This is a genomic window from Mycobacteroides chelonae CCUG 47445, assembly GCF_001632805.1.
Classification (GTDB): domain Bacteria; phylum Actinomycetota; class Actinomycetes; order Mycobacteriales; family Mycobacteriaceae; genus Mycobacterium; species Mycobacterium chelonae.
This window is the reverse complement of the sequence record NZ_CP007220.1, coordinates 2710167-2733875: the sequence shown is the minus strand read 5'-3', so window position 1 is coordinate 2733875 and position 23709 is coordinate 2710167. Positions and strand designations below refer to the sequence as shown.

The window sequence follows — 23709 nt, the reverse complement described above, 5'->3', positions numbered from 1 at the left end:
CGGCTCAGGTGAACCGGAACCAGCGCAGCGCACCGTATCCGGCGAGCGAGCCCCACACCGCGAGCACGGCGATCGCGAACCAGTCCACCGAAAGCGTCATGGCGGCGGCCAGTGCCTCCGAGAGCGCACCGGAGGGAGACAGCCGCGCCAAAAGCACCACGGCATGGGGGATCGCATCGGTGGTGCGACCGTCCTCCAGGGTCAACGCCCCAAGCCCGGCGAAGATGAACCACAGCAGATTCGCCAGGGCGAGCACGATTTCCGCGCGCAGTGTGCCGCCGAGGAGCAGTCCCATCGCCGCGAACGTCGCAGTGCCGAGCGCGATGACCACAGCGCCGAGGAGTAGCCCGACCGGATGCGGGCGCCAGCCCAGCGTGGCACCAATGGCGCCGATGATAGCGGCCTGCAAGACCACCACCGTCACCACCGCCAGCGCCTTGCCTGCGATGATGCCCCATACCGGTAATGCGGTGGCGCCCAGGCGTTTCAGTGCGCCGTACCGGCGGTCGAACCCGACGGCGATGGCCTGCCCGGTAAAGGCGGTGGAGATGACCGCCAGTGCCATGATGGCGGGCACGAAGATGTCGGTACGCGATCCGGGGAATTGGCCCAGCGGCAGCAAGGTCAGCCCGATGAGCAGTGTGATCGGGATGAACATGGTCAGCAGTAACTGTTCGCCGTTGCGCAGCAATAGCTTGAGCTCCAGCCAGAACTGCGCGAAGAGCATGGTGTGTACCGCGCTGGCGCGCGGATCCGGCGTGAACGTTCCCGGATGGAAACGGGGTGTGGTGTCGGTCATCGCAATTCCCTGCCGGTCAATTCCAGGAACACATCCTCGAGACTGCGTTTCTCTACGCGCAGGTCGCTGGTCAACACATCCATGCGGGCGCACCACGCGGTCACCGTCGCCAGTACCTGCGGATCGACCACGCCCTCGACGCGATACTCGCCGGGCGTAACCTCGGCCACCTTGTATCCCTCTGGCAGCGCCGAGGTGAGCAGGGTCAAGTCGAGTCGTGGTGGCGCCGAGAAGCGCAGCTGGTTCTCGGCGCCGGTCTGCATCAGCTCCGACGGTGTACCGGCCGCCACCACGGCACCGTGATCGATGATCATGAGCTGGTCGGCCAGTTCCTCGGCCTCCTTCATGTGGTGCGTGGTCAGCACCACCGACACGCCGTCACGACGCAGGCAGTCGATGAGTTCCCACACCACCAGCCGGGCGTGGGCATCCATACCGGCTGTTGGCTCGTCGAGGAAGACCAGTTCGGGCCGGCCCACCAGTGCACACGCCAGCGCCAGGCGCTGTTGCTGTCCTCCGGACAGTCGTCGATACGGAGTGCGGGCGGCGTCAGTCAACCCGAGCGTGTCCAGAAGCCATTGCGGGTCAAGGGGATTAGCTGAATATGAGGCGACGAGGCCGAGCATTTCGCTGGCCCGGGCGGTGGGGTAGGCGCCGCCGCCCTGCAGCATGACGCCGATACGCGCGCGCACCGCCGAGTTCTTCGCGACCGGATCCATGCCCAGCACCTCAACGGTGCCCTCGTCGGGATGCAGGAAGCCCTCGCACAGTTCGACGGTCGTTGTCTTTCCGGCGCCGTTGGGGCCGAGCAGCGCGAAGACCTGGGCCTGCTCTACCTCAAGGTTGAGGCTGTGGAGTGCTGTCGTTGTCCCGTATCGCTTCGTCACCGACTGCATCCGCACCGGCGGCGCCGTCCTTGTCGGTGGTTGCGTCACGGTCAGTCAGCGTAAGCGGCGCGTCTTTGTCGCCGTTAGGCAGCCGACGCCACGGCAGATAGTCGTGCGTGATAGCGATGAGCAGTAGCGCGATGATCGCGCTGGCCACGGTGGCGTCGATGATCTGGAACAGGGCGAATCTGTCGCCGTTGGCGGTGGGCCCGAAAATGCCCACGAGCAGGGTGATGCCAATTGCCGTCCCGCGGAATGCGGGGCGGGTGGCCCACGCGGCCAGCGGAATGATCGCCCACAGCAGGTACCAGGGCTGGACTACCGGAAACAGCAACACGGTGATGCCCAGGGCGACACCCAGCCCGCCGACCGGGTGCAGGCGCCCACGCAGCACCGCCAGCAGCAGCCAGGACACCGCGATGCCGATGATGCCGATACCGATGCCACGGGTCAGGGACAGGATCGCGGTGGTGTGATCACCGAGGCCGAGCAGGATGCCGACTTGTCCGGTACCCAGCGCGACGAGCGTGGGCGGAGACATCCAGCTACGGACGGCGTTGGCGGTGCCGAGTGTGTACACCCAGCCGAACCCGAGTCCGCTGGCGAATCCGATGAGAACCGTGCAGGCGCCGGTGATGGTGCCCAGTAATGCTCCGGCCTGGAAGAGTCCGCGTACGCCACCGCCCCACCGGCGCGCCAGTGCCATGCCGACGAACCCCAGGGCTAGCAGCGAAGGGAGTTTGACCTGCGACGACGCGGTGATCAGCACCGTGCCGGCCAGCAGATTGCCTAGCGGCACCCAGGTTGCCCATTCGGTACGCACCCCGATGAGGGCACGTGTCGAGTCGACACCGCGCATGGCCAGCTCGGTGCCGGCCAGCATCAGGCCCAGCATGAGCGCTTCATTGTGGATTCCGGCGACCAGGTGCATCAGCAGCAGCGGATTCGCGGCACCGAGCCAGAGTGCGCTGACTTCCGCGACGCCGCAGCGCTGGGCCAAACGTGGTGTTGCCCAGATGATCAACAGGACCCCGAGCAGTTCGACGAGCCGATGGCACAGCGCACCGGCGACGATGTCATCGCCGGTGAGCCGCGAGATGCCTTTGCCGATCCACAGAAACAAGGGACCGTAGGGGGCGGGTGTTTCTCGCCACATGCTGGGCACCGACAGGGTGAACACGTGATCCAGTCCGAGGGCGACCGCTGGTCCTTCGGTGTAGGGATCCTTGCCCAGGCGCGCTATCTGGCTCTGGGCCAGGTACGAATACACGTCCTTGGAGTACATGGGCGGCGCGATGAGCAGCGGCAGAATCCAGAGCAGCAGGGTCCGGTCCAGTTGGCCGCGGGACATCCTGCGCACCGGGCCTCTGGTTCCATCCGGACGCCCGTCCGGACCTTTGTTGCGCAGGCTGCCGATGGCGAATCGACCCAGCATCAGCCAGGCCAGCGTCATCATCACCGCGCCGGTTGTCGTCATCGTCAGTGACACCGTTTGAATGCGCGAGGGCAGGTTGAGTAGCCGAACACCGAAGATCGGGTCTTGGATCACCGGACGCGCGCCGGCGCCGAGTGCGCCAATCGCCATAAGGGCGGTTCCCGTCGCGCCGAACAGCCGAGTTCGGTTCATGGCGGTGAGCTCGCGCTCATTGAGCGGGGCCGAGGAACGTTCGTCATCATGCAGATGCGACAGCGACGAACTCAGCCACTGACCACGTACCGACACGCGAGCAGCGTATCGGCCCGTCATCCCGGCTCCGTGGAACCTGCCGGACAGGGCCTGTCTGGCAGGCACGGCGGCGATCAACATAGGTAACCCTTGCTAGACGTGGCATTCTGAATTGCGTCACACTGGTGTTGTGAAATTCGGCCAGCCCTCTGCGGTGGCGTCTGCTGCGGCGACGTCGCAGGTGCTGGACGCTGCCCCGGCCGTGTCTCATGACGGGCAGACACGGGTGGCCGTGGTCCGGCTGCTCATGGAGTCCGGGCCGGTCACCGCGGGTGAGATTGGTGAACGGCTCGGTCTTTCGCCCCAGGGCGTGCGCCGCCACCTCGACGCCTTGATCGAGGCCGGGGACGCGATCTCGAATCCGGCGGCCGCATGGCAGCACAACGGCAGGGGCCGCCCGGCCAAGCGGTTCCAGCTCACCGCGGATGGTCGCGCCAAGCTCAATCACGCCTACGACGACCTTGCGTCTGCCGCCATGCGTCAGCTGCGCGAGATCGGCGGCGACGATGCGGTGCGCGTGTTCGCGCGCCGTCGCATTGACTCGATCCTGAGCGATGTGGTCGCCGGTGGACCGTTCCACGACACCGAGGCCACGGTGAATCAGTTGGCCGCGGCCCTGACCAAGGCCGGGTACGCAGCCAGTACCCAGCGGGTCGGGGGAGCCGGCGGACCCTCCAGTGGTGTGCAGATATGTCAGCATCACTGCCCGGTATCGCACGTGGCCGCCGAGTTCCCCGAACTCTGTGAGGCGGAACAGCAGGCCTTCGCCGAAGTGTTGGGAACACATGTACAGCGCCTGGCCACCATCGCCAACGGTGACTGTGCCTGTACGACCCATATTCCGCTGCACGTATCGACAACTCTGGCGCCCAGCCCCGCGTCAGATACAACGACCAGTAAGGAGTCACAATGACCCTCGAGCGTGAGGTGCTGACCCAGGACGAGACGATCGCGTCACTGGGCAATTACGGCTATGGCTGGTCGGACTCCGATGCGGCGGGAGCAAGTGCGCAGCGCGGTCTGTCCGAGGCTGTGGTGCGTGACATCTCGGCGAAGAAGAGCGAGCCCGAGTGGATGCTCGATGTCCGCCTGAAGGCATTGCGCACCTTCGACAAGAAGCCGATGCCCAACTGGGGATCGAACCTTGATGGCATCGATTTCGACAACATCAAGTACTTCGTGCGCTCCAGCGAGAAGCAGGCGGCCACCTGGGACGACCTGCCCGCTGACATCAAGAACACCTACGACCGCCTCGGTATCCCCGAAGCCGAGAAGCAGCGCCTGGTGTCCGGCGTCGCCGCACAGTACGAGTCGGAAGTCGTCTATCACTCGATCCGTGAGGATCTGGAGGCCCAGGGTGTGATCTTCCTGGACACCGACTCGGGCCTGCGCGAGCACCCGGAGATCTTCAAGGAGTACTTCGGCAGCGTCATCCCGGCCGGCGACAACAAGTTCTCCGCGCTCAACACCGCGGTGTGGTCGGGTGGCTCGTTCATCTATGTGCCACCGGGCGTGAAGGTCGATATCCCGCTGCAGGCCTACTTCCGCATCAACACCGAGAACATGGGCCAGTTCGAGCGCACGCTCATCATCGTCGACGAAGGTGCCTATGTGCACTACGTCGAGGGATGTACCGCACCGATCTACAAGTCCGATTCGTTGCACTCGGCCGTGGTGGAGATCATCGTGAAGGCCGGTGGGCGCTGCCGCTACACGACCATCCAGAACTGGTCCAACAACGTGTTCAACCTGGTCACCAAGCGTGCCCGGGCTGAGGCGGGGGCCACCATGGAATGGGTCGACGGCAACATCGGTTCCAAGGTCACCATGAAGTACCCGGCCGTGTGGATGACCGGTGAGCACGCCAAGGGTGAGGTGCTCTCGGTGGCCTTCGCGGGCGAGGGACAACACCAGGACACCGGTGCCAAGATGCTGCACCTGGCGCCGAACACGTCGAGCAACATCGTCTCCAAGTCGGTGGCGCGCGGTGGTGGGCGGGCCTCCTACCGGGGCCTGGTCCAGGTGAACAAGGGGGCGTACGGCTCCCGTTCAACCGTCAAATGCGATGCGCTGCTGGTCGACTCGGTCAGTCGCAGCGACACCTACCCCTACGTCGACATCCGCGAAGACGATGTCACGATGGGGCATGAGGCAACCGTCTCGAAGGTCAGTGACGATCAGCTGTTCTATCTGATGAGCCGCGGCATGACCGAGGACGAGGCGATGGCCATGGTGGTGCGCGGATTCGTCGAGCCCATCGCCAAGGAACTGCCGATGGAGTACGCGCTCGAGCTCAACCGTCTCATCGAGCTGCAAATGGAAGGCGCGGTCGGTTAAGGCATGTCGAATCTCACTGAAGCCGTAGAAGGTACGGCTGTCAACAAGGGTGAGCTGTTCAGCTCCTACGACGTCAGCGCATTCGAAGTGCCCGGCGGTCGCGACGAGCTCTGGCGTTTCACTCCGTTGCGCCGGTTGCGTGGTCTGCACGACGGCAGCGCCACCGCGACCGCTGAGCCCACGGTAGCCGTCGCCGCTGTTGACGGTGTGACGGTCGAGACCGTGGAGCGCACCGATGAGCGACTCGGCCGGGGCGGTGTCCCGTCGGATCGGGTTGCCGCACAGGCGTACTCGTCATTCTGGAAGGCGACCGTCATTTCCGTCGGCAAGCAGGCGGTGGCCGCGGACCCGATCGAGATCACGGTCACCGGCCCCGGTGCCGGGCAGGTGGCTTACGGACACACCCAGATTCACGCCGGCGAGCTTTCGGAATCGGTGGTGGTCATCGACTACCGGGGCAGCGGAACGTACGCCGAGAACGTCGAATTCGTGCTCGACGATGCTTCCCGGCTCACCGTCGTCTCGATCGCCGACTGGGCCGATGATGCGGTGCATGTCTGTGCACATCACGCCAAGCTCGGCAAGGACGCGGTACTGCGCCACATCGCGGTCACCCTGGGTGGCGATCTGGTCCGTCTCACCGGCACCGTCCGGTTTGGGGCGCCGGGAGGTGACGCCGAGTTGCTCGGTCTCTACTACGCCGACGACGGCCAGTTCTTCGAGCATCGGCTACTGGTCGATCACGCTCAGCCCAACTGCCGTTCCCATGTCACGTACAAGGGTGCGCTGCAGGGTAATCCGGCGTCCGATAAGCCCGACGCGCACACGGTCTGGATCGGTGACGTGCTCATCCGCGCCGAGGCCACCGGAACCGACACCTTCGAACTGAACCGCAACCTGATCCTCACCGACGGCGCTCGGGCCGACTCCGTGCCCAACCTCGAAATCGAGACCGGTGAGATCGCCGGGGCCGGGCACGCCAGTGCCACCGGGCGATTCGATGATGAGCAGCTGTTCTACCTGCGCTCGCGGGGTATCGCCGAGGAGGATGCGCGCCGACTGGTGGTGCGCGGCTTCTTCCAGGACATTATTGGCCGGATCGGGATCGAGTCAGTGCGCGACCGCCTCACCGCGGCCGTCGAAAACGAACTCGCCCAGACCAACTCGTAGATAGAAAGCAACTCAATGACCACTCTGGAAATCAAGGACCTGCACGTCAGCATCTCGCCCAACGAGGGCGAGGCCATCGAGATCCTCAAGGGCGTCAACCTGACCGTGAACTCGGGAGAGACCCATGCGGTCATGGGCCCCAACGGTTCCGGGAAGTCCACGCTGTCCTACGCCATCGCCGGACACCCCAAGTACGAGGTGACCTCGGGGTCCATCACCCTCGACGGGCAGGACGTGCTGGAGTTGTCCGTCGACGAAAGAGCGCGTGCCGGTCTTTTCCTGGCAATGCAGTACCCGGTCGAGGTGCCGGGCGTCTCGATGTCGAACTTCCTGCGCACCGCCGCCACGGCCGTGCGTGGCGAGGCACCGAAGCTGCGCCACTGGATCAAGGAAGTCAAGGAAGCGATGGGGGAGTTGGAGATCGACTCCGCCTTCGCCGAGCGCAGTGTGAACGAGGGCTTCTCGGGCGGCGAGAAGAAGCGCCACGAAATCTTGCAGCTGGGTCTGCTCAAGCCGAAGATCGCCATCCTGGACGAGACGGACTCCGGCCTTGACGTCGACGCCCTGCGGATTGTGTCCGAGGGCGTGAATCGCTACGCAGAGCGCGAGCACGGCGGCGTGCTGCTGATCACCCACTACACCCGGATTCTTCGTTACATCCAGCCGCAGTTCGTGCACGTCTTCGTCGGCGGGCGCATCGTGGAGTCGGGCGGCCCCGAGCTGGCCGACGAGCTGGAGGAGAACGGCTACGTGCGCTTCACTCAAGCGGTGGGAGCCTGACCGTGACCGCCACGGTGCCGCTGGACACCACTCGGATCTCGGAGATCAGGGATGACTTCCCGATCTTGAGCCGGACGGTGCGTGGCGGTAAGCCGTTGGTGTATCTGGATTCCGGTGCGACCTCGCAGCGGCCCATCCAGGTTCTCGATGCCGAACGTGCCTTCCTCACCGAGCGTAACGCCGCGGTTCATCGCGGCGCACATCAGCTCGCCGAAGAAGCCACCGATGCGTACGAGGGCGCGCGGAACACCATCGCTCGTTTCGTGGGTGTCGATGACGGCGAGATCGTCTTCACCAAGAACGCCACCGAATCGCTGAACCTGGTGGCGTACACCCTCGGTGACAGCAGGTTCGACCGCGCGTTGGGCCCGGGCGACGAGGTTGTCATCAGCGAGCTGGAGCACCACGCAAATCTGGTTCCCTGGCAGGAGCTTTGCCGGCGCACCGGCGCCACCTTGCGCTGGTACGGCGTCACCGATGACGGTCGCATCGATCTGGATTCACTTGAGCTCACGGGCGCTGTCAAGGTCGTCGCCTTCACGCACCAGTCCAATGTGACGGGTGCGGTGGCTCCCGTTGCCGAGCTGGTGCGCCGCGCTAAATCCGTTGGTGCTCTTGTTGTGTTGGACGCCTGCCAGTCCGTCCCGCATATGCCGGTGAATTTCCGTGAACTGGGTGTCGACTACGCGGCGTTCTCAGGCCACAAGATGCTCGGCCCCTCGGGTGTCGGCGTGCTGTACGGCCGTCGCGAACTGTTGGAAGCCATGCCTCCGTTCATCACGGGTGGCTCCATGATCGAGACAGTGACCATGGAGGTCAGCACCTACGCGCCGCCGCCGCAGCGATTCGAGGCCGGTGTGCCGATGACCTCGCAGGTGGTCGGCCTTGGCGCTGCCGTTGACTACCTCAACGCCATTGGCATGGAAGCCGTTGCCGCGCATGAACATCAGCTGGTATCGGCCGCGCTGGCCGGGCTCGGAAGTGTTGAAGGCGTTCGCATCGTCGGTCCCACGGAGAACATCGACCGTGGTGGCGCGGTCTCCTTTGTGGTGGATGGAATCCACGCGCACGATCTGGGCCAGGTGCTCGACGACGAGGGTGTGGCGATACGGGTCGGGCATCACTGCGCCTGGCCGCTGCATCGACGTTTCGGTATCGCGGCGAGCGCCCGGGCTTCCTTCGCGGTCTACAACACCCTGGATGAAGTCGACCGATTGGTGGCAGGAGTCCGTCGTGCGCAGGAGTTCTTCCTGGGCGAGCGGAGCGATGGGGGATCGTTCCTGTGAGGCTTGAGCAGATGTACCAGGAAGTCATCCTGGATCACTACAAGCATCCGCATCATCGCGGGCTGCGTGAGCCGTTCGCGGCCGAAGTCCACCACGTGAACCCGACCTGCGGCGACGAGGTGACCCTGCGAGTTACCTTGGATGACAACAGAATCGCCGATGTGTCCTATGACGGACAGGGCTGCTCGATCAGTCAGGCCGCGACCTCGGTCCTGACGGATCAGGTGATCGGGCTGACCGTGGATGAGGCACTCAAGACGGTGGCCTCGTTCAACGAGATGATTTCCTCACGCGGCACCATCGACGGGGACGAGGACGTCATCGGTGACGGCGTCGCGTTCGCGGGAGTTTCGCGGTACCCGGCCCGTGTGAAGTGCGCGCTCCTAGGATGGATGGCATTCAAAGACGCTCTCGTGCAGGCAGACGCCGCGACGAGCGGCACTACTGAGAAGGTGAAGCGATGACCGAAGTGTCAGCGGAAGTGAAGCTTCTCGAAGATCTCGAAGAGGCAATGCGCGATGTTGTTGACCCCGAGCTGGGGATCAACGTCGTAGATCTGGGACTCGTGTACGGACTCAACGTCGAAGAGGGCGAGAGCGGCAAAGTGGCCTTGATCGACATGACGCTTACCTCGGCGGCATGCCCGCTCACCGATGTCATCGAGGACCAGTCGCGTAACGCGCTCGTGGGCGCCGGACTGGTCAACGAGATCAAGATCAACTGGGTCTGGGTGCCGCCGTGGGGCCCGGACAAGATCACCGACGATGGTCGGGAGCAGCTCCGGGCCCTCGGCTTCACCGTCTAGTGCTGATGGCGGCCCTCCTGGCCGCCCACGCATGAGCCGTCCTGTGCGGCACGAAGGGTGATCGTCGTGGCCTGAAGATTGCCCGATGCGTCATCGGCGCCGTGCGCGGCGATGCACTTGCCTGCCGCGATCGCGCTCTGGGGCGCCGGAGCACGCTTGGCGTAGGCGGTGTCATTGTTGACGGTCACCGTCGCCGGGGTGGCAGCACCGCCGTTCGGGTCGGTGGCGGAGACGGTGATCGTGTTGCCATCGACGGCGGAGACTGTCCCGCGAATAGCCTGATGCTCGGCGCGTTTGTCCGATGTCGGGGCCGGGGAAGACTCTGGTGAATCCTTCTTGTGTGCTGGTGTGCAGTTGCCGTCCTCTGCCGGCCAGATCATCACCCGGCGGGCGGTTGGCGGGGTGGAGTCCTGCTGCGCCATAGCGGCGATACAGCTTCCCGTGGTGACGTCCGTCAATTGCGCCGAAGTAATCTCGGAAATCTTGGTGGATTGACCGAATCCGACGGTCGCGGTCCCGTCCTTCTTGGTCACCTGGATGGTGCTGCCCGAGACCGAGGCAATGAGTCCGGCTACGTGGTCCTTCCCATTGTGTTCACCGTGGGGTGCGGCCGAGGACGTAGCCGGTGCCGATGAATTCGTGGATGCGCCGGTGGTGTGTGTAGGTGTGCCGCAGGCGGCCACCGACAGCGCGGTGAGTCCGGCGAGTGCGAACAGTGCGCCGCGGGCGAACCGTGGTGGGGCGGCTGTCTGGTGTGGGTACATCGGTGTTCTCCATGGTCGATGAATGGGACACCTCAGCGTGCTAGCGCGGGCTGAAGTTGCGCTCCGGTGTGAGTGAGAAGTGGCTGTGTATCGCGGATGCCAGCTCGGATCTACCGCGGAGGAGGCCCACATCGCCCATCGGCTGCTGGGCCCAGGTCGATCTTGGTGGCCTGCAGCACCCCTTCGGCATTCTTGGTGCCGTGTGCATCAGCGCATTTGCCGGCGATGATCGCCGTGGCCTCGGTGGGTTGCCGTTGGTCGTAACGGGTATCGGCGGTCACCGTGACGTTGGTCTGAATCTCCGATGCCCCACTGGGGTCAGTGTTCGCCACCACGATGGTGCTGCCATTGACCGACGCCACCGCACCCTGGACGCTGGGGCCGCCGAACGGGGGAGGTGCGCCCTCGGGTCCGCCGCCCGGTGGTGGTCCCGGCGGTATGCCGGGGGGTGGTGCGCCGCCGGGGGGCGTCTCCACTGCGCATTTGTTGTCCTCGGCCGCGCTGATCAGCACCCGTTGCGCCGTGGCCTGGTCCGACTCATCTGCACCGGCTGTCGCCTGCACGCTGACGCAGCTGCCCACGATCACATCGGACAGGTCCGCGGGTTGCACCTCGGTGAGCTTGGTCATGGTGTTGAAGTCGATATCAATGCTGCCCACGGGGTTGGTCACCTGGACCGTGTGCCCCGACACCGAGGAGATCAATCCGCCCGCCCTGTCGTGCCCACCCGCGTGCCGTATGACGGTGGTCGAGGCAGGGCCCGCTGACGGCTGGGCCGGCTGATCCGCGGAGCCACCACACGCTGCGCTGGCGAACACGACGACTCCGGCGATCACGAGCAACGTAGGCCGTGGCCGGAGATTTGGTGACATGGTTGACCACGTTATCCGGAATGGATCAGGCGTCGGCGTAGTTTGACACCTCGTGACCGACGTGAGACCAGACGTAGCGCCCCTTTTCGAACCGTTCACCGTGAAATCGTTGACCGCACCGAATCGGTTCGCGATGGCGCCGATGACACGATCGGCTTCGCCCGGCGGAGTCCCTGGCGAGAACGTGGCGGCGTACTACCGCCGCCGTGCCGCGGGAGGTGTTGGGTTGATCATCACCGAGGGCGTCTTCATTCCCGATGACGCCGCGGGCGGTCAGGCCAGCGTTCCACGCCTAATCGGCGACGAGGCACTGGCGGGATGGTCGGCCGTCACCGACGCCGTGCACGACGAGGGATCGGCGATCGCGGCTCAACTGTGGCACCAGGGTGTCGAGCGCGGCGCCGATCCGGAGTTCAATCCCCAGGTGGAGTCGGTGAGCCCGTCGGGTCTGGCCGGAGATGCTTCCCCGCTGGGCCGAGCGCTGTTGACCGGTGAGCTTGCTCCGCTCGCGGAGCAGTACGCGTCGGCAGCGCGCAATGCCAAGTCGGCCGGATTCGACGCCGTGGAACTGCACGGTGCGCATGGCTACCTGCTGGACCAGTTCCTGTGGGAGCGCACCAACGTTCGGGCGGACGGGTATGGCGGCACCGTGGGTGACCGGCTGCGGTTTCCGGCCGAAGTCGTTCGCGCGGTGCGCGCCGCCGTCGGGCCGGACTTTCCTATCCTGTACCGATTTTCGCAGTGGAAGCAGGCTGATTACACGGCCACGTTGGCGGACAGCCCGGCAGAATTGGAGCGCCTACTGGCACCGCTGGTGGAGGCGGGTGTCGATGTTTTTCATCCGTCCACGCGCCGGCATTACGTGCCTGCCTTCGCGGATCTTGCCGGATCGGATGGCGAACTGAGCCTGGCCGGATGGACCAAACGCGTCACGGGCCTGCCGGCCATCGCTGTGGGCTCGGTGGGGTTGCAGACGGAATTCAAACCCACCGAGGTCCGAGATATCGAGCCCGCACCCGTCGAGGCCGTGCTTCGGCAGTTCGCCAATCACGAGTTCGACGTCATCGCCGTCGGTCGGGCGCTGCTGTCGGACCCCGCATGGGTGAACAAGCTGCGCACCGGGCGCCAGGATGAGTTCCTCGGATTCAACATCGGCAAGGCTCTGGCCGCGCTGTACTAGGGGCGGCGAGGAACCCGAAGGAACACCGCGCACCCCGGCAACGTTGAGGACAACATGGCAACACGTGACATCACCGCTGACGCATTCAACGACCTGATCCACGACAACGACATCGTGTTGGTTGATTTCTGGGCGTCGTGGTGCGGACCGTGCCGCCAGTTCGGGCCGGTTTTCGAGGCATCTTCGGAAGAGAACCCCGATGTCGTCCACGCGAAGGTGGATACCGAGGCCGAGCAGGCGTTGGCGTCGGCCGCGAACATCCGCTCGATTCCCACGCTGATGGTGTTCAAGCAGGGTCAGCTGGTGTTCAACCAGGCCGGTGCGTTGCCCCCGGCGTCGTTGGCGGACCTGGTGCAGAAGGTTCGTGATCTGGACGTCGAGGCGGCATTGCGCGAACAAGAGGCGTAGCGCGGCCCGCGCGGTACCGCGCGGAAACGATTTGGTGCAACCCGCCGCTGTCGGTTATATGGACGCATGAGTTTCGTGCTGGTCGACCGTCCGCGTCCGGGTATTGCCTTGGTTACTTTGAACCGGCCGGAGCGGATGAACGCCATGGCGTTCGATGTGATGCTGCCCTTCAAGCAGACGCTCGTCGACATCAGTCACGACAACGATGTGCGGGCCGTCATCATTACGGGGGCCGGCAAGGGGTTTTGTTCGGGTGCCGACCAGAAATCTGCCGGGCCCATCCCGCATATCGGGGGATTGACCCAGCCGACGATCGCGCTGCGCTCCATGGAGCTCCTTGACGAGGTCATCCTCACACTCCGCCGGATGCATCAGCCGGTGATCGCGGCCATCAACGGCGCCGCGATCGGCGGTGGCCTATGTCTGGCGCTGGCCTGCGATGTCCGGGTTGCATCGGAGGCCGCGTACTTCCGGGCTGCCGGTATCAACAACGGACTGACCGCCAGCGAGCTGGGCCTGAGTTATCTGCTGCCGCGTGCCATCGGCACCTCCCGCGCTTCGGACATCATGTTGACCGGCCGAGACGTCGACGCCGACGAGGCCGAACGCATCGGTTTGGTATCCCGCAAGGTGGCCTCGGAATCCCTGCTGGAAGAGTGTTACGCGATTGGAGAGCGCATCGCCGGGTTCTCCTGTCCAGGGATCGAATTGACCAAGCGCACCATTTGGAGTGGGCTGGACGCCGCTAGCCTGGAAAGTCACATGCACCAAGAGGGCCTGGGCCAGCTGTACGTCCGGCTGCTCACCGACAACTTCGAAGAAGCCACCGCCGCCCGCAAGGAGCAGCGTAAAGCGGCATTTAGAGACAAGCGCTGACAGCGCGAGACGCTACACAGCATTCAAGGAGTAAGTAGTGATTACCGCGACGGACCTCGAGGTCCGCGCCGGCGCCCGCACGCTCGTCTACGCGCCGGGTCCCGCGTTACGCATTCAGCCCGGCGACCGCATCGGGCTGGTGGGCCGTAACGGTGCGGGCAAGACGACCTCGATGAGAATTTTGGCCGGCGAGGGTGAACCGTACGCCGGCTCGGTATCGCGTATCGGTGAAATCGGTTATCTGCCACAGGATCCCAAAGAAGGTAACTTGGATCTGCTGGCACGTGATCGGGTACTTTCGGCACGTGGCCTGGACACCATCATCAGCGATATGGAGAAGCAGCAGACGCTGATGGCCGAGCTGGCCGATGAGGCTCAGCGCGACAAGGCGGTTCGTCGTTACGGGCAGCTGGAGGAGCGCTTCTCCTCGCTGGGTGGGTATGTCGCCGAGAGTGAGGCGGCGCGCATCTGTTCGAGCCTCGGGTTGCCTGAGCGGGTGCTGATCCAGCCGCTGCGCACCCTTTCGGGCGGTCAGCGGCGCCGTGTGGAGTTGGCCCGGATTCTGTTCGGAGCGGCCGAGGGTGGCGCTGGATCGAACATGACGTTGCTGCTCGACGAGCCGACCAACCACCTCGATGCGGACTCGATCGGCTGGTTGCGCGGCTTCCTGCAAAACCACGAAGGCGGGCTCGTGGTCATCAGTCACAACGTCGAGCTGCTGGCCGATGTGGTGAACAAGGTGTGGTTCCTGGACGCGGTCCGTGGCGAGGTTGACGTCTACAACATGGGTTGGCAGAAGTACCTGGATGCACGGTCGCTGGATGAACAGCGGCGCCGGCGCGAGCGGGCCAATGCCGAGAAGAAGGCCTCGGCCCTGCGCACCCAGGCGGCCAAGATGGGCGCCAAGGCAACTAAAGCCGTTGCCGCACAGAACATGTTGCGCCGAGCCGAGAAGATGTTGTCCGGGCTCGACGAGGAGCGGGTGGCCGACAAGGTGGCCCGCATCAAGTTCCCGACGCCCGCCGCATGTGGCCGGGTGCCGCTGGTGGCCAAGGGACTGACCAAGAACTACGGATCTTTGGAGATCTTCACCGGGGTGGACCTTGCCATCGATCGCGGCTCGCGGGTCGTGGTTCTCGGACTCAACGGTGCGGGGAAGACGACGTTGTTGCGGTTGCTCGCGGGCGCCGAAACCGCCGATGCCGGCGCGCTGGAGCCCGGCCACGGCCTCAAGCTCGGATACTTCGCACAGGAGCACGACACCCTGGACGATCACGCGACGGTGTGGGAGAACATCCGCCACGCCGCTCCGGATACCGGGGAGCAGGAGCTGCGCGGGATCCTGGGTGCCTTCATGTTCAACGGCCCACAGTTGGAGCAGCCGGCGGGGACGTTGTCCGGCGGTGAGAAGACTCGCCTGGCACTGGCCGGTCTGGTCGCGTCGACGGCGAATGTGTTGCTGCTCGATGAGCCGACCAACAACCTGGATCCCGCCTCGCGTGAACAGGTTCTCGACGCGCTGCGCAGTTACCTCGGCGCGGTCGTTCTTGTCACCCACGACCCGGGGGCCGCCGAGGCATTGAATCCGCAACGTGTTGTGTTGTTGCCGGACGGCACCGAAGACTACTGGTCCGACGAGTACCGAGACCTCATCGAGCTGGCCTGACCATCCTCATTCGCCCTAGGCGTCTCATACACACGCGTGATCACATTTGCGCTATGGTGCAACCGGGTCGAGCTGCAGCCCACAGGGGCCGCGGCATGGAGTCGGGAGAGAGGTCGCGATGGCCAAAACGCGCGACGAGGAACGCGTCGAGCTGAAGGCGGCATACGAGCAGGGTGCGAGTATCCGCACACTTGCTGCGGATGCCGGCCGATCGTATGGGTACGTGCATCGTGCCCTCGTGGAATCGGGAGTGGCGCTGCGCGGGCGCGGCGGCCCGAATCGGCGCGGCCGCAAGGTTTAACTGACGTCCGACACGCAGTGTGCCCGTTGAGCTTTCGGGCACCAATTGTTGCTACCGTTATCGGATGCGAGGACATGGCGGTATCCGGAAAATCGGCGTACTGGCGCTGGCGGCACTGACGGCATCCGGTTGCGCCGGTCAGGTGCGTCAGGTGGACGAGGCGGTGTCGCCCGTGGCCACCACGACGGCGCTGCCGCAAACGTCGACACCTGCCCCGGAAACCTTCCGCGTCACGGCGTGCGAGACGGTCAGCGGTGGTGGCGGCAAGAACGTGGCCACGAAGCTGCGGGATGTGCGGGTGGGTAAGCAGGACGACTACGACAGGGTCACCTTCGAATTCGGGCCGGACGCCAAGAGCAAGGTGGCGCTGGATGAGCTGGTGGTTCCCAAGTACACGGTGGACAGCCCCACCAGCGTGTCCGCGGGCCCCAAGGGAGACAACGTCATCGTCGCCGGATCCGCCCTGCTCGGTGTGCTCTTCGATGGCGCGTCCGCGCATGAGACCGATAAGCCCATCCGGTCTTATCCGGGGCCGAGCGAGATCAAGCCGAAGGACTTCCCGATCCTGGCAGAGGCCGAACAAGGCGAGGACTTCGAGGGAAAGGTGCGGTGGGCGTTGGGCCTGAACAAACAGCGCTGCCCTCAGGTGAGCACGCTGACCAACCCGCCCCGTCTCGTGGTCGATCTGCCGCACTAGCGGAGTTTGTGACCGGGCACTACCGCCTGCCTCACCGTTAGCAACCCAGGACAATCCCCGCTCGAACGCCAGCGGTTCGGTGCCTGAGGCCGTACATTCGCTAACCATGTATCGATACCTGGTACCGCCTGTACTAGTAGTCGGCTCGCTCGTGGGTGTCCCGCAGGCGACAGCCGCGCCGGAGTGCCCGACGTTGACCGATGGTGGCGCCGAGAACTACGCCAACGTCCTGCACGATGTGCGCATCGAAACCCTCGACGACCTCGACAGGGTGACGTTCAGCTTCGGTCCCGACAAGCTGGCGCCGCCGACCGGGCCCGTCACCTACTGGCAGGCACCACCGTTCTCGGTAACCCCGGTGAGCGGCGGATACGCGGTGGCATTTCGGGGCGCCGCGGCACACGACACCGTGCTGGGAACGTGGGACCGCCCCGAGAACCAGCAGGTGAAGTCCTTTCCGCAGCCGAATGACCTCGGGGCGCCCGCGGGCGCTCCGGTGGTCCGATCGGCTCGACTGCTGCAGGACCCGGACATCTTCAAAGACAAGAACGGCGTGATGGCCTGGAAGGTCGCTGCGCAGGCTTCGAAATGTCCGGTGGTGTACATCGCCGACACACCCGCGCGGGCTGTCATCGACTTCCCGCACTAGTCCGCCGGCAGGCGGGAAACATCGTGCAGGTGATGCACCGGGTCGTGCACGAAATACAGACCCAGTGTCTCGACGGTGAAAACTGAACCGTTGCTTCGCCTTCCGCGACGGTTTAGCGAGCTTGCGGGCACCCCGGCGAAGGCGGTGGCGATTGCCTCGCCCGCGGTGGAGAGCTCCCGCGCCACTGTCTGAGGGTCCTGTGCGGCGTACCTGTCTTCGATGGCGGTCTTGTCCTGGTCCCAGTTCTCGAAGAACGGATCCTCCTCGGCGAGCATCAGCTGCAACCGGGTCAGGAAGATGCGGAACACATCCCGGACGTGGGCGCCGTACTCCAGCGGCGACCAGGTCTGCTCATCGGGACGTTGGCGCACCTCTGGCCGGGACAACACCGGCTGCCACGCCGCCAGGTTGTCCCGCACGATATCGGGTATCTGGGTGAAAGATGTTGTGGCGGGATCAAATCCGCATTCCGTGCAGCGGTTATCCAGGACCCAGGTCCAGTCCTTGGTATCAGGAGTGATCGGCACGGCGCACCGAGTCCTCGACGAGATCCAGGACGCGGCTGAGGCTTTCGGTGGACTCTCCGGCGGCCAGACGGGCCACCAGGCCATCGAGCACCAGATCCAGATACCCCAGGATCACCTCACTGGGCACGTCCTCGCGCAACCTGCCGGCCTTCTTCTGACGTTGCAGCCGTGCCAGTGTGGCGGTGTTGAGTTCTTCTGATCGCTGGTTCCAGCCCCGCCGGAATTCGGGGTCGTTGCGCAGCTTGCGGGCGATCTCCAAACGCGTGGCCAACCAATCGAACTGATTGGGGTCGGCCAGCATGTCGCGCATCACCTGGACCAGACCCTCGCGGCTGGCGACATTCGCCATCCGTTCGGCGTCTTCGCGGGCCAGCGCGAAGAACAGCGTGTCCTTGTCGCGGAAATGGTGGAATATCGCCCCCCGCGACATGCCAATGGTGTGTTCGAGGCGGCGCACGGTGGCGCCGTCGTACCCGTACTCGGCAAAACAGCGCCGCGCGCCATCAAGGATCTGGCGGCGACGAGCCGCGAGGTGATCCTCGCTAACGCGCGGCACTGTTGTTCAGCCGTTTCTAGCCGGCCAGCATGTTCCGCAGCACGTACTGCAGGATGCCGCCGTTGCGGTAGTAGTCGGCCTCACCGGGGGTGTCGATCCGGACTACCGCATCAAACTCGACCTTGGAGCCATCGCTCTTGGTCGCGGTCACGTGCACGGTCTTCGGTGTCGAGCCCTCGTTGAGCTTCTCGATACCGCTGATGTCGTAGGTCTCGGTGCCGTCGAGCTTGAGCGAGGCCGCCGATTCCCCGGCCGGGAACTGCAGCGGAATCACGCCCATGCCAATCAGATTCGACCGGTGGATGCGCTCGAACGACTCGGTGATCACAGCCTTGACGCCCAGCAGGCGGGTGCCCTTGGCGGCCCAGTCGCGCGAGGAACCGGAGCCGTACTCCTTGCCGCCCAGCACCACCAGCGGGATGCCCGCCTTCTGGTAGTTCACCGAGGCGTCATAGATGAACGACTGCGGGCCGCCCTCCAGGGTGAAGTCGCGGGTGTAGCCGCCGGACACGTCGTCCAGGAGCTGGTTACGCAGGCGGATGTTCGCGAACGTGCCGCGCACCATCACCTCGTGGTTACCGCGTCGCGAACCCAGCGAGTTGTAGTCCTTGCGGTCTACACCGTGCTCGTCGAGGTACTGCGCTGCCGGGGTGCCCGACTTGATCGAACCGGCCGGTGAGATGTGGTCGGTGGTCACCGAGTCGCCGAGCAGGGCCAGCACCCGCGCACCCTTGATATCGGTGACCGGCGTGGGCTCCAGCGGCATCCCGTCGAAATAGGGCGCCTTGCGCACGTAGGTGGACGTGTCGACCCACTCGAAGGTGTTGCCTTCGGGGGTGGGCAGACCGCGCCAGCGCTCGTCACCCTTGAAGACATCGGCGTACGAGTTGGTGAACATCTCGCGGTTGATCGACGAGGCGATGGTCTCCTCGATCTCCGAGGCGCTGGGCCAGATGTCCTTCAGGTAGACGTCGTTGCCGTCGTGGTCCTGTCCCAGCGGGTCGGTGTCGAAGTCGAAGTCCATGGTGCCCGCGATGCCGTAGGCGATGACCAGTGGCGGGGAGGCCAGGTAGTTCATCTTGACGTCGGGGGAGATGCGGCCTTCGAAGTTGCGGTTACCCGAAAGCACGGCGGTGACCGACAGATCGTTGTCGTTGATGGCCTTGGAAATCTCGTCGGGCAGTGGGCCGGTGTTACCGATGCACGTGGTGCAGCCGTAGCCGCCCAGGTAGTAACCGAGCTTCTCCAGGTAGGGCCATACGCCCGCCTTGTTGTAGTAATCGGTGACGACCTGCGAACCCGGTGCCATGTTGGTCTTGACCCACGGCTTGGTGGTCAGGCCCTTCTCGACGGCCTTCTTGGCCAGCAGCGCAGCGCCCAGCATGACCGAGGGGTTGGAGGTGTTGGTGCACGAGGTGATGCCCGCGACCACAACCGCGCCGTGGTCCAGCACGAAGTTGCCGCGCTCGGCGGACTTCACTGTGACCGGCTTGGTGGGCCGGCCCTCCGCGCCGTTCGCGGCCGACGGCACGACGGCATCGTCCTCGGCGAAGGACAGCACCGCGGCATCGCTTGCCGGGAACGACTCTTCAACGGCCTCATCGAGGTTCGTGTGAGGAGCGGGGTGGTTCTCTTCCACGTAGTTGTGGATATCCTTACGGAACGCGTTCTTCGCGTCGGACAGCTCGATGCGGTCCTGCGGACGCTTGGGCCCGGAGATGGAGGGCACCACGGTGGCGAGGTCGAGTTCCAGGTACTCCGAGAAGGCCGGCTCGTGGTCGGCGTCGTGCCACATGCCCTGTTCCTTGGCGTACGCCTCGACCAGCGCGAGCTGCTGGTCATCGCGGCCGGTCAGGCGCAGGTAGTTGATGGTCTCGTCATCGATCGGGAAGATCGCTGCGGTAGAACCGAATTCGGGGCTCATGTTGCCCAGGGTGGCGCGGTTGGCCAGCGGCACCTCCGCTACGCCCTTGCCGTAGAACTCGACGAACTTGCCCACCACGCCGTGCTTGCGCAGCATGTCGGTGACGGTCAGCACCACGTCGGTGGCGGTGACGCCCGGCTGGATCTCACCGGTGAGCTTGAAGCCGACGACCCGGGGGATGAGCATCGAGACCGGCTGGCCGAGCATCGCGGCTTCGGCCTCGATACCACCCACACCCCAACCGAGGACGCCGAGGCCGTTGACCATGGTGGTGTGCGAGTCGGTACCCACACAGGTGTCCGGGTAAGCCTGGCCGTTGCGCGTGAAGATGGTGCGGGCCAGGTACTCGATGTTGACCTGGTGCACAATGCCGGTGCCCGGGGGGACGACCTTGAAATCGTCGAAAGCGCCTTGGCCCCAACGCAAGAACTGGTAACGCTCGGCATTGCGCTCGTACTCGAGTTCGACGTTGCGCTCGAAGGCGTCGGCGGTGCCGAAGACATCGAGGATCACGGAGTGGTCGATGACCATCTCGGCGGGGGAGAGCGGGTTCACCTTGTCGGGATCGCCGCCCAGCGCCGCCACTGCTTCACGCATGGTGGCCAGGTCGACCACACAGGGCACACCGGTGAAGTCCTGCATGACCACGCGTGCCGGGGTGAACTGGATCTCGACGCTCGGCTCGGCCGAGGGATCCCAGTTGGCCAGCGCCAGCACGTGGTCCTTGGTGATATTCGCGCCGTCTTCGGTGCGTAACAGGTTCTCCGCCAACACCTTCAGGCTGTAGGGCAGTTTCTCGGTACCGGGCACGGCATTGAGGCGGAAGATCTCGTACGACTCATCGCCAACCTGCAGAGTGCCGCGCGCGCCGAAGGAATTCACCGATTCATTGCTAGTCACATCAGCTCCAGAGCTCGAAGGTCACCCGCCGGCGGGCTGTGCCAGGCGGGGTTCCGGAGGCGCCACCGCAGATGGCTGCCTTCCATCGCTAGTCTAACAGTACGCTTGTCCCGTAATAAGGGGGATGCCCAAATTTCACCCGCCATTCCCGTCGTGGCATCCGCCATCGACGGTCAGGGCGTCGTTATGCACGCGAAATGCTGCGGGTCTACCTGCGCAACGCTGCGCCCGGTGCGGGTTAGATTGATCGCGTGACGCCGCAGCACTTGCCCACCTTCATTCCCGCCGAGCTGTGCCAGGCGGTGGGCGTGTCCGTCCAGACCGCGGGCACTGATCCGCTCGGCTGGTCGGTCAAGTGCCTGGAGATGGCGCGCGCGGATGTCAACGAGGACGGAGTCGCCGCCCCGTCGGCGGATGTCGCCGGATTGAAGGATGTCATCGCGAAGGCGCACGCCAAGAACATCGACCTGAAGGTCGTGGCGCTTCCCAACAATCCCTGGATCGACACACCACTGCGCGATATCGCCACCGAGATCGGCAAGGACCATCCCGACTCGACCGTATTGGTCATCAGTCCGTCCTACGCCGGTACGTACAGCGCCACGTTCGACAGGGTGACGCTGGAGGCCGGGCAGGACGTGGCCAAGACGGGCAACTCCGTGCTGTCTGCGAACAACTTCGTGAACGAGATCGGTCGCGAGCACTTCTCATGGACGGCGCTGACCATTGTGCTTGTCCTGCTCGTTGCGGCTGTCTGCGCCGGAATTACGCTCGTGCGCGGCCGATTCACGAACGACTCGGTTAAGTAACGATTTGCAAACCATTCGCGCAGCCTGTTTTTTCATGAAATAGCCGCGCGCACTATGGAACCGGGATGATCTGCCGGTATTCAATTCGGGGCAATTAACCGTCAGAAGACGTGTCGCCAATTGCCTGTCAGAGGCCAATTAATTACACGTTTGTAATTTGTGACTAAAGTTTCATTAGTTGCAAAAGTGACGTACGGTGCAAGTGGCGCCAAAGTGGTTAGTGCGTCTTATGTGACAACTGGGAGCGTGTCGGGGAAGGGCCGCTATGACCGAGAAGGCTCGTCGCACGCCGAAGATCGAGGAGACGGCAGACCGAATGAAACGGACAGTCCCGCAGCATTTCGCGGACCGTTTCGCGGTGCGTGGCAAACGAACCGCGGTGGTCGCGCTGATGGTGCCGCCGCTGATGACCGCCAGTCTGATGATGTGGCCCACCGCGCTGCCCGTAACCTCCGCCGAGCCGAACGACATGGCCTCGCTGATCAGTCAATTGGCCGACACCAACCAGCAGATCGAACAGCTCACCGCAGACGTGCAGACGCAGCAGGAATCCATCAACAAGGGTCTGGTCGACCTGCAGGACGCGCGCGATAACGCCGCTGCGGCCGGTCAGGCGGTTGAAGAAGGTCAGCGCGCGGTCGACGCCGCCAATGGCGCGATCGCCGCGGCGCAGGGCAAGTTCGACCGGATGGCCGTGGCCACCTATATGGCAGGGCCGTCTGGCTCCTACCTGACGGCGACCAATCCCGACGATGTGGTGCGCCTTGCTTCGGTGACCAAGAGCGTGGAGTCGAGCTCGCAAACCGTCATGGACAACCTGCGCCGGGCACGTACCGAGCAGGTGAACAAGCAATCACAGGCACGGGCCATTCAGGAGAAGGCCGACCAGGCGACTGCGGATGCGCAGAAGCAGCAGGACGATCTGGTGGCTGCGATGCACGACGTGCAGAAGAAGCTGGAATCTCAGCGCGGCGTGGCCTCGGAGCTGGCGGCAAAGAAGAAGAGTGCCGAGGCGCAGCTAGCCGCCGCCCGTGGGCCGGAGTTTTCGGCGTCGGCCGCAAGTGCGCGGGTGATCAATCCGAACGCCGCCATCGCCGGTAACGGGAACGAATGGACCGAGGGACCCGCCCCTGCTGCCGCAGGTGGCGGCGAATGGGATACCACCCTCCCGATGATCGCCAGCGCCAACGTGCCTACCGATCCGACGCAGACCATCAACATGGTGTTGGGCATCGGCAACACCGCAGCCAACGTCGGCCAGTCCGCGGTATGCGGTGTGATTGGAATGTTCTGCCCCAAAGCTGCTCCGGCGGCGGCAGCTTCCAGTGAGGGCGGCGAGTACATCCCCAAGGTCTACGGCCGGGAAAACGTGGAGCGGGTGATTGCCCGCGCGGGCAGCGCGATGGGCACGCCGTACTCATGGGGTGGTGGTTCGTACAACGGTCCGACCCGCGGAATCGATTCCGGCGCAGGAACTGTCGGTTACGACTGCTCCGGACTGATGATGTACGGATTCGCCGCGGTCGGCATCAGACTCAGGCACTACACCGGATATCAGTACAACTCCGGGCGCAAGGTGCCTAGTGCACAGATGAAGCGCGGCGACATGATTTTCTACGGCCCCAACGCAAGTCAGCACGTTGCCCTCTACCTCGGCAACGGTCAGATGCTCGAGGCGCCGAACACCGGCGACGTGGTCAAGGTGTCGCCAGTGCGGACCAGTGGCATGACGCCCTTTGTAACCCGACTGATTGAGTGGTGAAATCGGTGAACGCAGCGAGAACGACCAA

24 protein-coding genes are annotated in these 23709 nt (G+C 64.6%); 16 read left to right on the top strand and 8 right to left on the bottom strand.

Translation table 11 applies throughout. The features are described 5' to 3' along the window. Positions 1-4: 4 nt before the first annotated feature. The 3 genes from BB28_RS13435 to mptB are packed head-to-tail and all read right to left on the bottom strand — an operon-like array spanning position 5 to position 3409. Complete coding sequence (locus tag BB28_RS13435) at positions 5-799, bottom strand: ABC transporter permease (RefSeq protein ID WP_046253850.1); 795 nt, start codon at positions 797-799, stop codon at positions 5-7. After that, positions 796-1695, bottom strand: a complete 900-nt coding sequence (locus tag BB28_RS13430; protein WP_046253849.1) for an ABC transporter ATP-binding protein — start codon at positions 1693-1695, stop codon at positions 796-798. The genes BB28_RS13435 and BB28_RS13430 overlap by 4 nt, the downstream gene beginning before the upstream one ends. Next, on the bottom strand, positions 1637-3409 hold the full coding sequence (gene mptB / locus BB28_RS13425) for a polyprenol phosphomannose-dependent alpha 1,6 mannosyltransferase MptB (RefSeq protein ID WP_046255814.1): 1773 nt from the start codon (positions 3407-3409) through the stop codon (positions 1637-1639). The genes BB28_RS13430 and mptB overlap by 59 nt, the downstream gene beginning before the upstream one ends. 133 nt (positions 3410-3542) lie before the next feature. Between mptB and BB28_RS13420 the strand changes: the two genes are divergently transcribed. Genes BB28_RS13420 through BB28_RS13390 form a run of 7 tightly spaced genes read left to right on the top strand, consistent with a single transcriptional unit; the run spans position 3543 to position 9790 of the window. Beyond that, positions 3543-4325 (top strand): helix-turn-helix transcriptional regulator, encoded by a 783-nt coding sequence (locus tag BB28_RS13420; protein ID WP_044103926.1) that lies wholly within the window; start codon positions 3543-3545, stop codon positions 4323-4325. Beyond that, positions 4322-5749: a Fe-S cluster assembly protein SufB gene (gene sufB / locus BB28_RS13415; RefSeq protein WP_030093470.1), complete on the top strand. Its 1428-nt coding sequence runs from the start codon at positions 4322-4324 to the stop codon at positions 5747-5749. Before BB28_RS13420 ends, sufB begins: the two co-directional genes overlap by 4 nt. Before the next feature lie 3 nt (positions 5750-5752). After that, positions 5753-6919 (top strand): Fe-S cluster assembly protein SufD, encoded by a 1167-nt coding sequence (gene sufD, locus BB28_RS13410; RefSeq protein WP_046253848.1) that lies wholly within the window; start codon positions 5753-5755, stop codon positions 6917-6919. Positions 6920-6934: 15 nt separating this feature from the next. Next, complete coding sequence (sufC, locus tag BB28_RS13405) at positions 6935-7699, top strand: Fe-S cluster assembly ATPase SufC (RefSeq protein WP_046253847.1); 765 nt, start codon at positions 6935-6937, stop codon at positions 7697-7699. A gap of 2 nt (positions 7700-7701) precedes the next feature. After that, positions 7702-8985, top strand: coding sequence for a cysteine desulfurase (locus tag BB28_RS13400; RefSeq protein WP_046253846.1), 1284 nt, complete (start codon positions 7702-7704; stop codon positions 8983-8985). Continuing rightward, positions 8982-9449: a Fe-S cluster assembly sulfur transfer protein SufU gene (sufU, locus tag BB28_RS13395; protein ID WP_044103925.1), complete on the top strand. Its 468-nt coding sequence runs from the start codon at positions 8982-8984 to the stop codon at positions 9447-9449. Before BB28_RS13400 ends, sufU begins: the two co-directional genes overlap by 4 nt. Next, positions 9446-9790 carry a metal-sulfur cluster assembly factor gene (locus BB28_RS13390; protein ID WP_046253845.1) on the top strand — a complete coding sequence of 115 codons (345 nt, stop codon included), beginning with the start codon at positions 9446-9448 and terminating at the stop codon, positions 9788-9790. The genes sufU and BB28_RS13390 overlap by 4 nt, the downstream gene beginning before the upstream one ends. Here the strand turns inward: BB28_RS13390 and BB28_RS13385 are convergent. Both BB28_RS13385 and BB28_RS13380 read right to left on the bottom strand, forming a co-directional pair. Then, complete coding sequence (locus BB28_RS13385) at positions 9787-10554, bottom strand: DUF5666 domain-containing protein (protein WP_046253844.1); 768 nt, start codon at positions 10552-10554, stop codon at positions 9787-9789. The two genes, BB28_RS13390 and BB28_RS13385, sit on opposite strands and share 4 nt — an antisense overlap. A 110-nt stretch (positions 10555-10664) precedes the next feature. Beyond that, positions 10665-11426 (bottom strand): DUF5666 domain-containing protein, encoded by a 762-nt coding sequence (locus BB28_RS13380; protein ID WP_225421936.1) that lies wholly within the window; start codon positions 11424-11426, stop codon positions 10665-10667. A gap of 52 nt (positions 11427-11478) precedes the next feature. Here BB28_RS13380 and BB28_RS13375 point away from each other — a divergent pair, with 52 nt between their 5' ends. From BB28_RS13375 to BB28_RS13345, 7 genes are all read left to right on the top strand, one after another. Beyond that, positions 11479-12606, top strand: a complete 1128-nt coding sequence (locus tag BB28_RS13375; protein ID WP_046253843.1) for an NADH:flavin oxidoreductase — start codon at positions 11479-11481, stop codon at positions 12604-12606. A gap of 54 nt (positions 12607-12660) precedes the next feature. Then, positions 12661-13014 (top strand): thioredoxin, encoded by a 354-nt coding sequence (gene trxA, locus BB28_RS13370; protein WP_046253842.1) that lies wholly within the window; start codon positions 12661-12663, stop codon positions 13012-13014. Positions 13015-13080: 66 nt separating this feature from the next. After that, on the top strand, positions 13081-13890 hold the full coding sequence (locus tag BB28_RS13365) for an enoyl-CoA hydratase (protein WP_046253841.1): 810 nt from the start codon (positions 13081-13083) through the stop codon (positions 13888-13890). A 37-nt stretch (positions 13891-13927) separates the two neighbouring features. Beyond that, the gene (locus BB28_RS13360) at positions 13928-15556 is read left to right on the top strand and encodes an ABC-F family ATP-binding cassette domain-containing protein (RefSeq protein ID WP_030093459.1); all 1629 of its coding nucleotides are present in this window, start codon (positions 13928-13930) and stop codon (positions 15554-15556) included. A 118-nt stretch (positions 15557-15674) separates the two neighbouring features. Then, positions 15675-15857, top strand: a complete 183-nt coding sequence (locus tag BB28_RS13355) for a helix-turn-helix domain-containing protein (RefSeq protein ID WP_030093458.1) — start codon at positions 15675-15677, stop codon at positions 15855-15857. A gap of 64 nt (positions 15858-15921) precedes the next feature. Next, the gene (locus BB28_RS13350; protein WP_046253840.1) at positions 15922-16554 is read left to right on the top strand and encodes an AMIN-like domain-containing (lipo)protein; all 633 of its coding nucleotides are present in this window, start codon (positions 15922-15924) and stop codon (positions 16552-16554) included. A gap of 79 nt (positions 16555-16633) precedes the next feature. Next, positions 16634-17203: a hypothetical protein gene (locus BB28_RS13345; RefSeq protein WP_109550680.1), complete on the top strand. Its 570-nt coding sequence runs from the start codon at positions 16634-16636 to the stop codon at positions 17201-17203. Here the strand turns inward: BB28_RS13345 and BB28_RS13340 are convergent. The 3 genes from BB28_RS13340 to acnA are packed head-to-tail and all read right to left on the bottom strand — an operon-like array spanning position 17200 to position 21092. Then, a complete protein-coding gene (locus BB28_RS13340) occupies positions 17200-17730 on the bottom strand; it encodes a DinB family protein (RefSeq protein WP_046253838.1) in 531 nt (176 codons plus the stop codon). The two genes, BB28_RS13345 and BB28_RS13340, sit on opposite strands and share 4 nt — an antisense overlap. After that, positions 17714-18286 (bottom strand): TetR/AcrR family transcriptional regulator, encoded by a 573-nt coding sequence (locus BB28_RS13335; RefSeq protein WP_030093454.1) that lies wholly within the window; start codon positions 18284-18286, stop codon positions 17714-17716. The genes BB28_RS13340 and BB28_RS13335 overlap by 17 nt, the downstream gene beginning before the upstream one ends. Before the next feature lie 16 nt (positions 18287-18302). Beyond that, positions 18303-21092: an aconitate hydratase AcnA gene (acnA, locus tag BB28_RS13330; protein ID WP_046255812.1), complete on the bottom strand. Its 2790-nt coding sequence runs from the start codon at positions 21090-21092 to the stop codon at positions 18303-18305. 269 nt (positions 21093-21361) lie between these two features. On the opposite strand from acnA, the gene BB28_RS13325 reads away from it, so the two are divergent. Next, positions 21362-21919, top strand: coding sequence for an Rv1476 family membrane protein (locus BB28_RS13325; protein ID WP_046253837.1), 558 nt, complete (start codon positions 21362-21364; stop codon positions 21917-21919). A gap of 316 nt (positions 21920-22235) precedes the next feature. After that, positions 22236-23681 carry an NlpC/P60 family protein gene (locus BB28_RS13320; RefSeq protein ID WP_046255811.1) on the top strand — a complete coding sequence of 482 codons (1446 nt, stop codon included), beginning with the start codon at positions 22236-22238 and terminating at the stop codon, positions 23679-23681. The last annotated feature ends 28 nt before the right edge of the window (positions 23682-23709 follow it).

Bases quoted from the DNA above. Each gene is read 5' to 3' on its own strand.
- BB28_RS13390 (WP_046253845.1), top strand. From the start codon at position 9,446: ATGACCGAAGTGTCAGCGGAAGTGAAGCTTCTCGAAGATCTCGAAGAG.
- BB28_RS13365 (WP_046253841.1), top strand. From the start codon at position 13,081: ATGAGTTTCGTGCTGGTCGACCGTCCGCGTCCGGGTATTGCCTTGGTT.
- sufB (WP_030093470.1), top strand. From the start codon at position 4,322: ATGACCCTCGAGCGTGAGGTGCTGACCCAGGACGAGACGATCGCGTCA.
- BB28_RS13355 (WP_030093458.1), top strand. From the start codon at position 15,675: ATGGCCAAAACGCGCGACGAGGAACGCGTCGAGCTGAAGGCGGCATAC.
- BB28_RS13435 (WP_046253850.1), bottom strand. From the start codon at position 799: ATGACCGACACCACACCCCGTTTCCATCCGGGAACGTTCACGCCGGAT.
- BB28_RS13385 (WP_046253844.1), bottom strand. From the start codon at position 10,554: ATGTACCCACACCAGACAGCCGCCCCACCACGGTTCGCCCGCGGCGCA.
- sufC (WP_046253847.1), top strand. From the start codon at position 6,935: ATGACCACTCTGGAAATCAAGGACCTGCACGTCAGCATCTCGCCCAAC.
- BB28_RS13320 (WP_046255811.1), top strand. From the start codon at position 22,236: ATGAAACGGACAGTCCCGCAGCATTTCGCGGACCGTTTCGCGGTGCGT.
- BB28_RS13430 (WP_046253849.1), bottom strand. From the start codon at position 1,695: ATGCAGTCGGTGACGAAGCGATACGGGACAACGACAGCACTCCACAGC.
- sufD (WP_046253848.1), top strand. From the start codon at position 5,753: ATGTCGAATCTCACTGAAGCCGTAGAAGGTACGGCTGTCAACAAGGGT.
- BB28_RS13350 (WP_046253840.1), top strand. From the start codon at position 15,922: ATGCGAGGACATGGCGGTATCCGGAAAATCGGCGTACTGGCGCTGGCG.
- trxA (WP_046253842.1), top strand. From the start codon at position 12,661: ATGGCAACACGTGACATCACCGCTGACGCATTCAACGACCTGATCCAC.
- BB28_RS13380 (WP_225421936.1), bottom strand. From the start codon at position 11,426: ATGTCACCAAATCTCCGGCCACGGCCTACGTTGCTCGTGATCGCCGGA.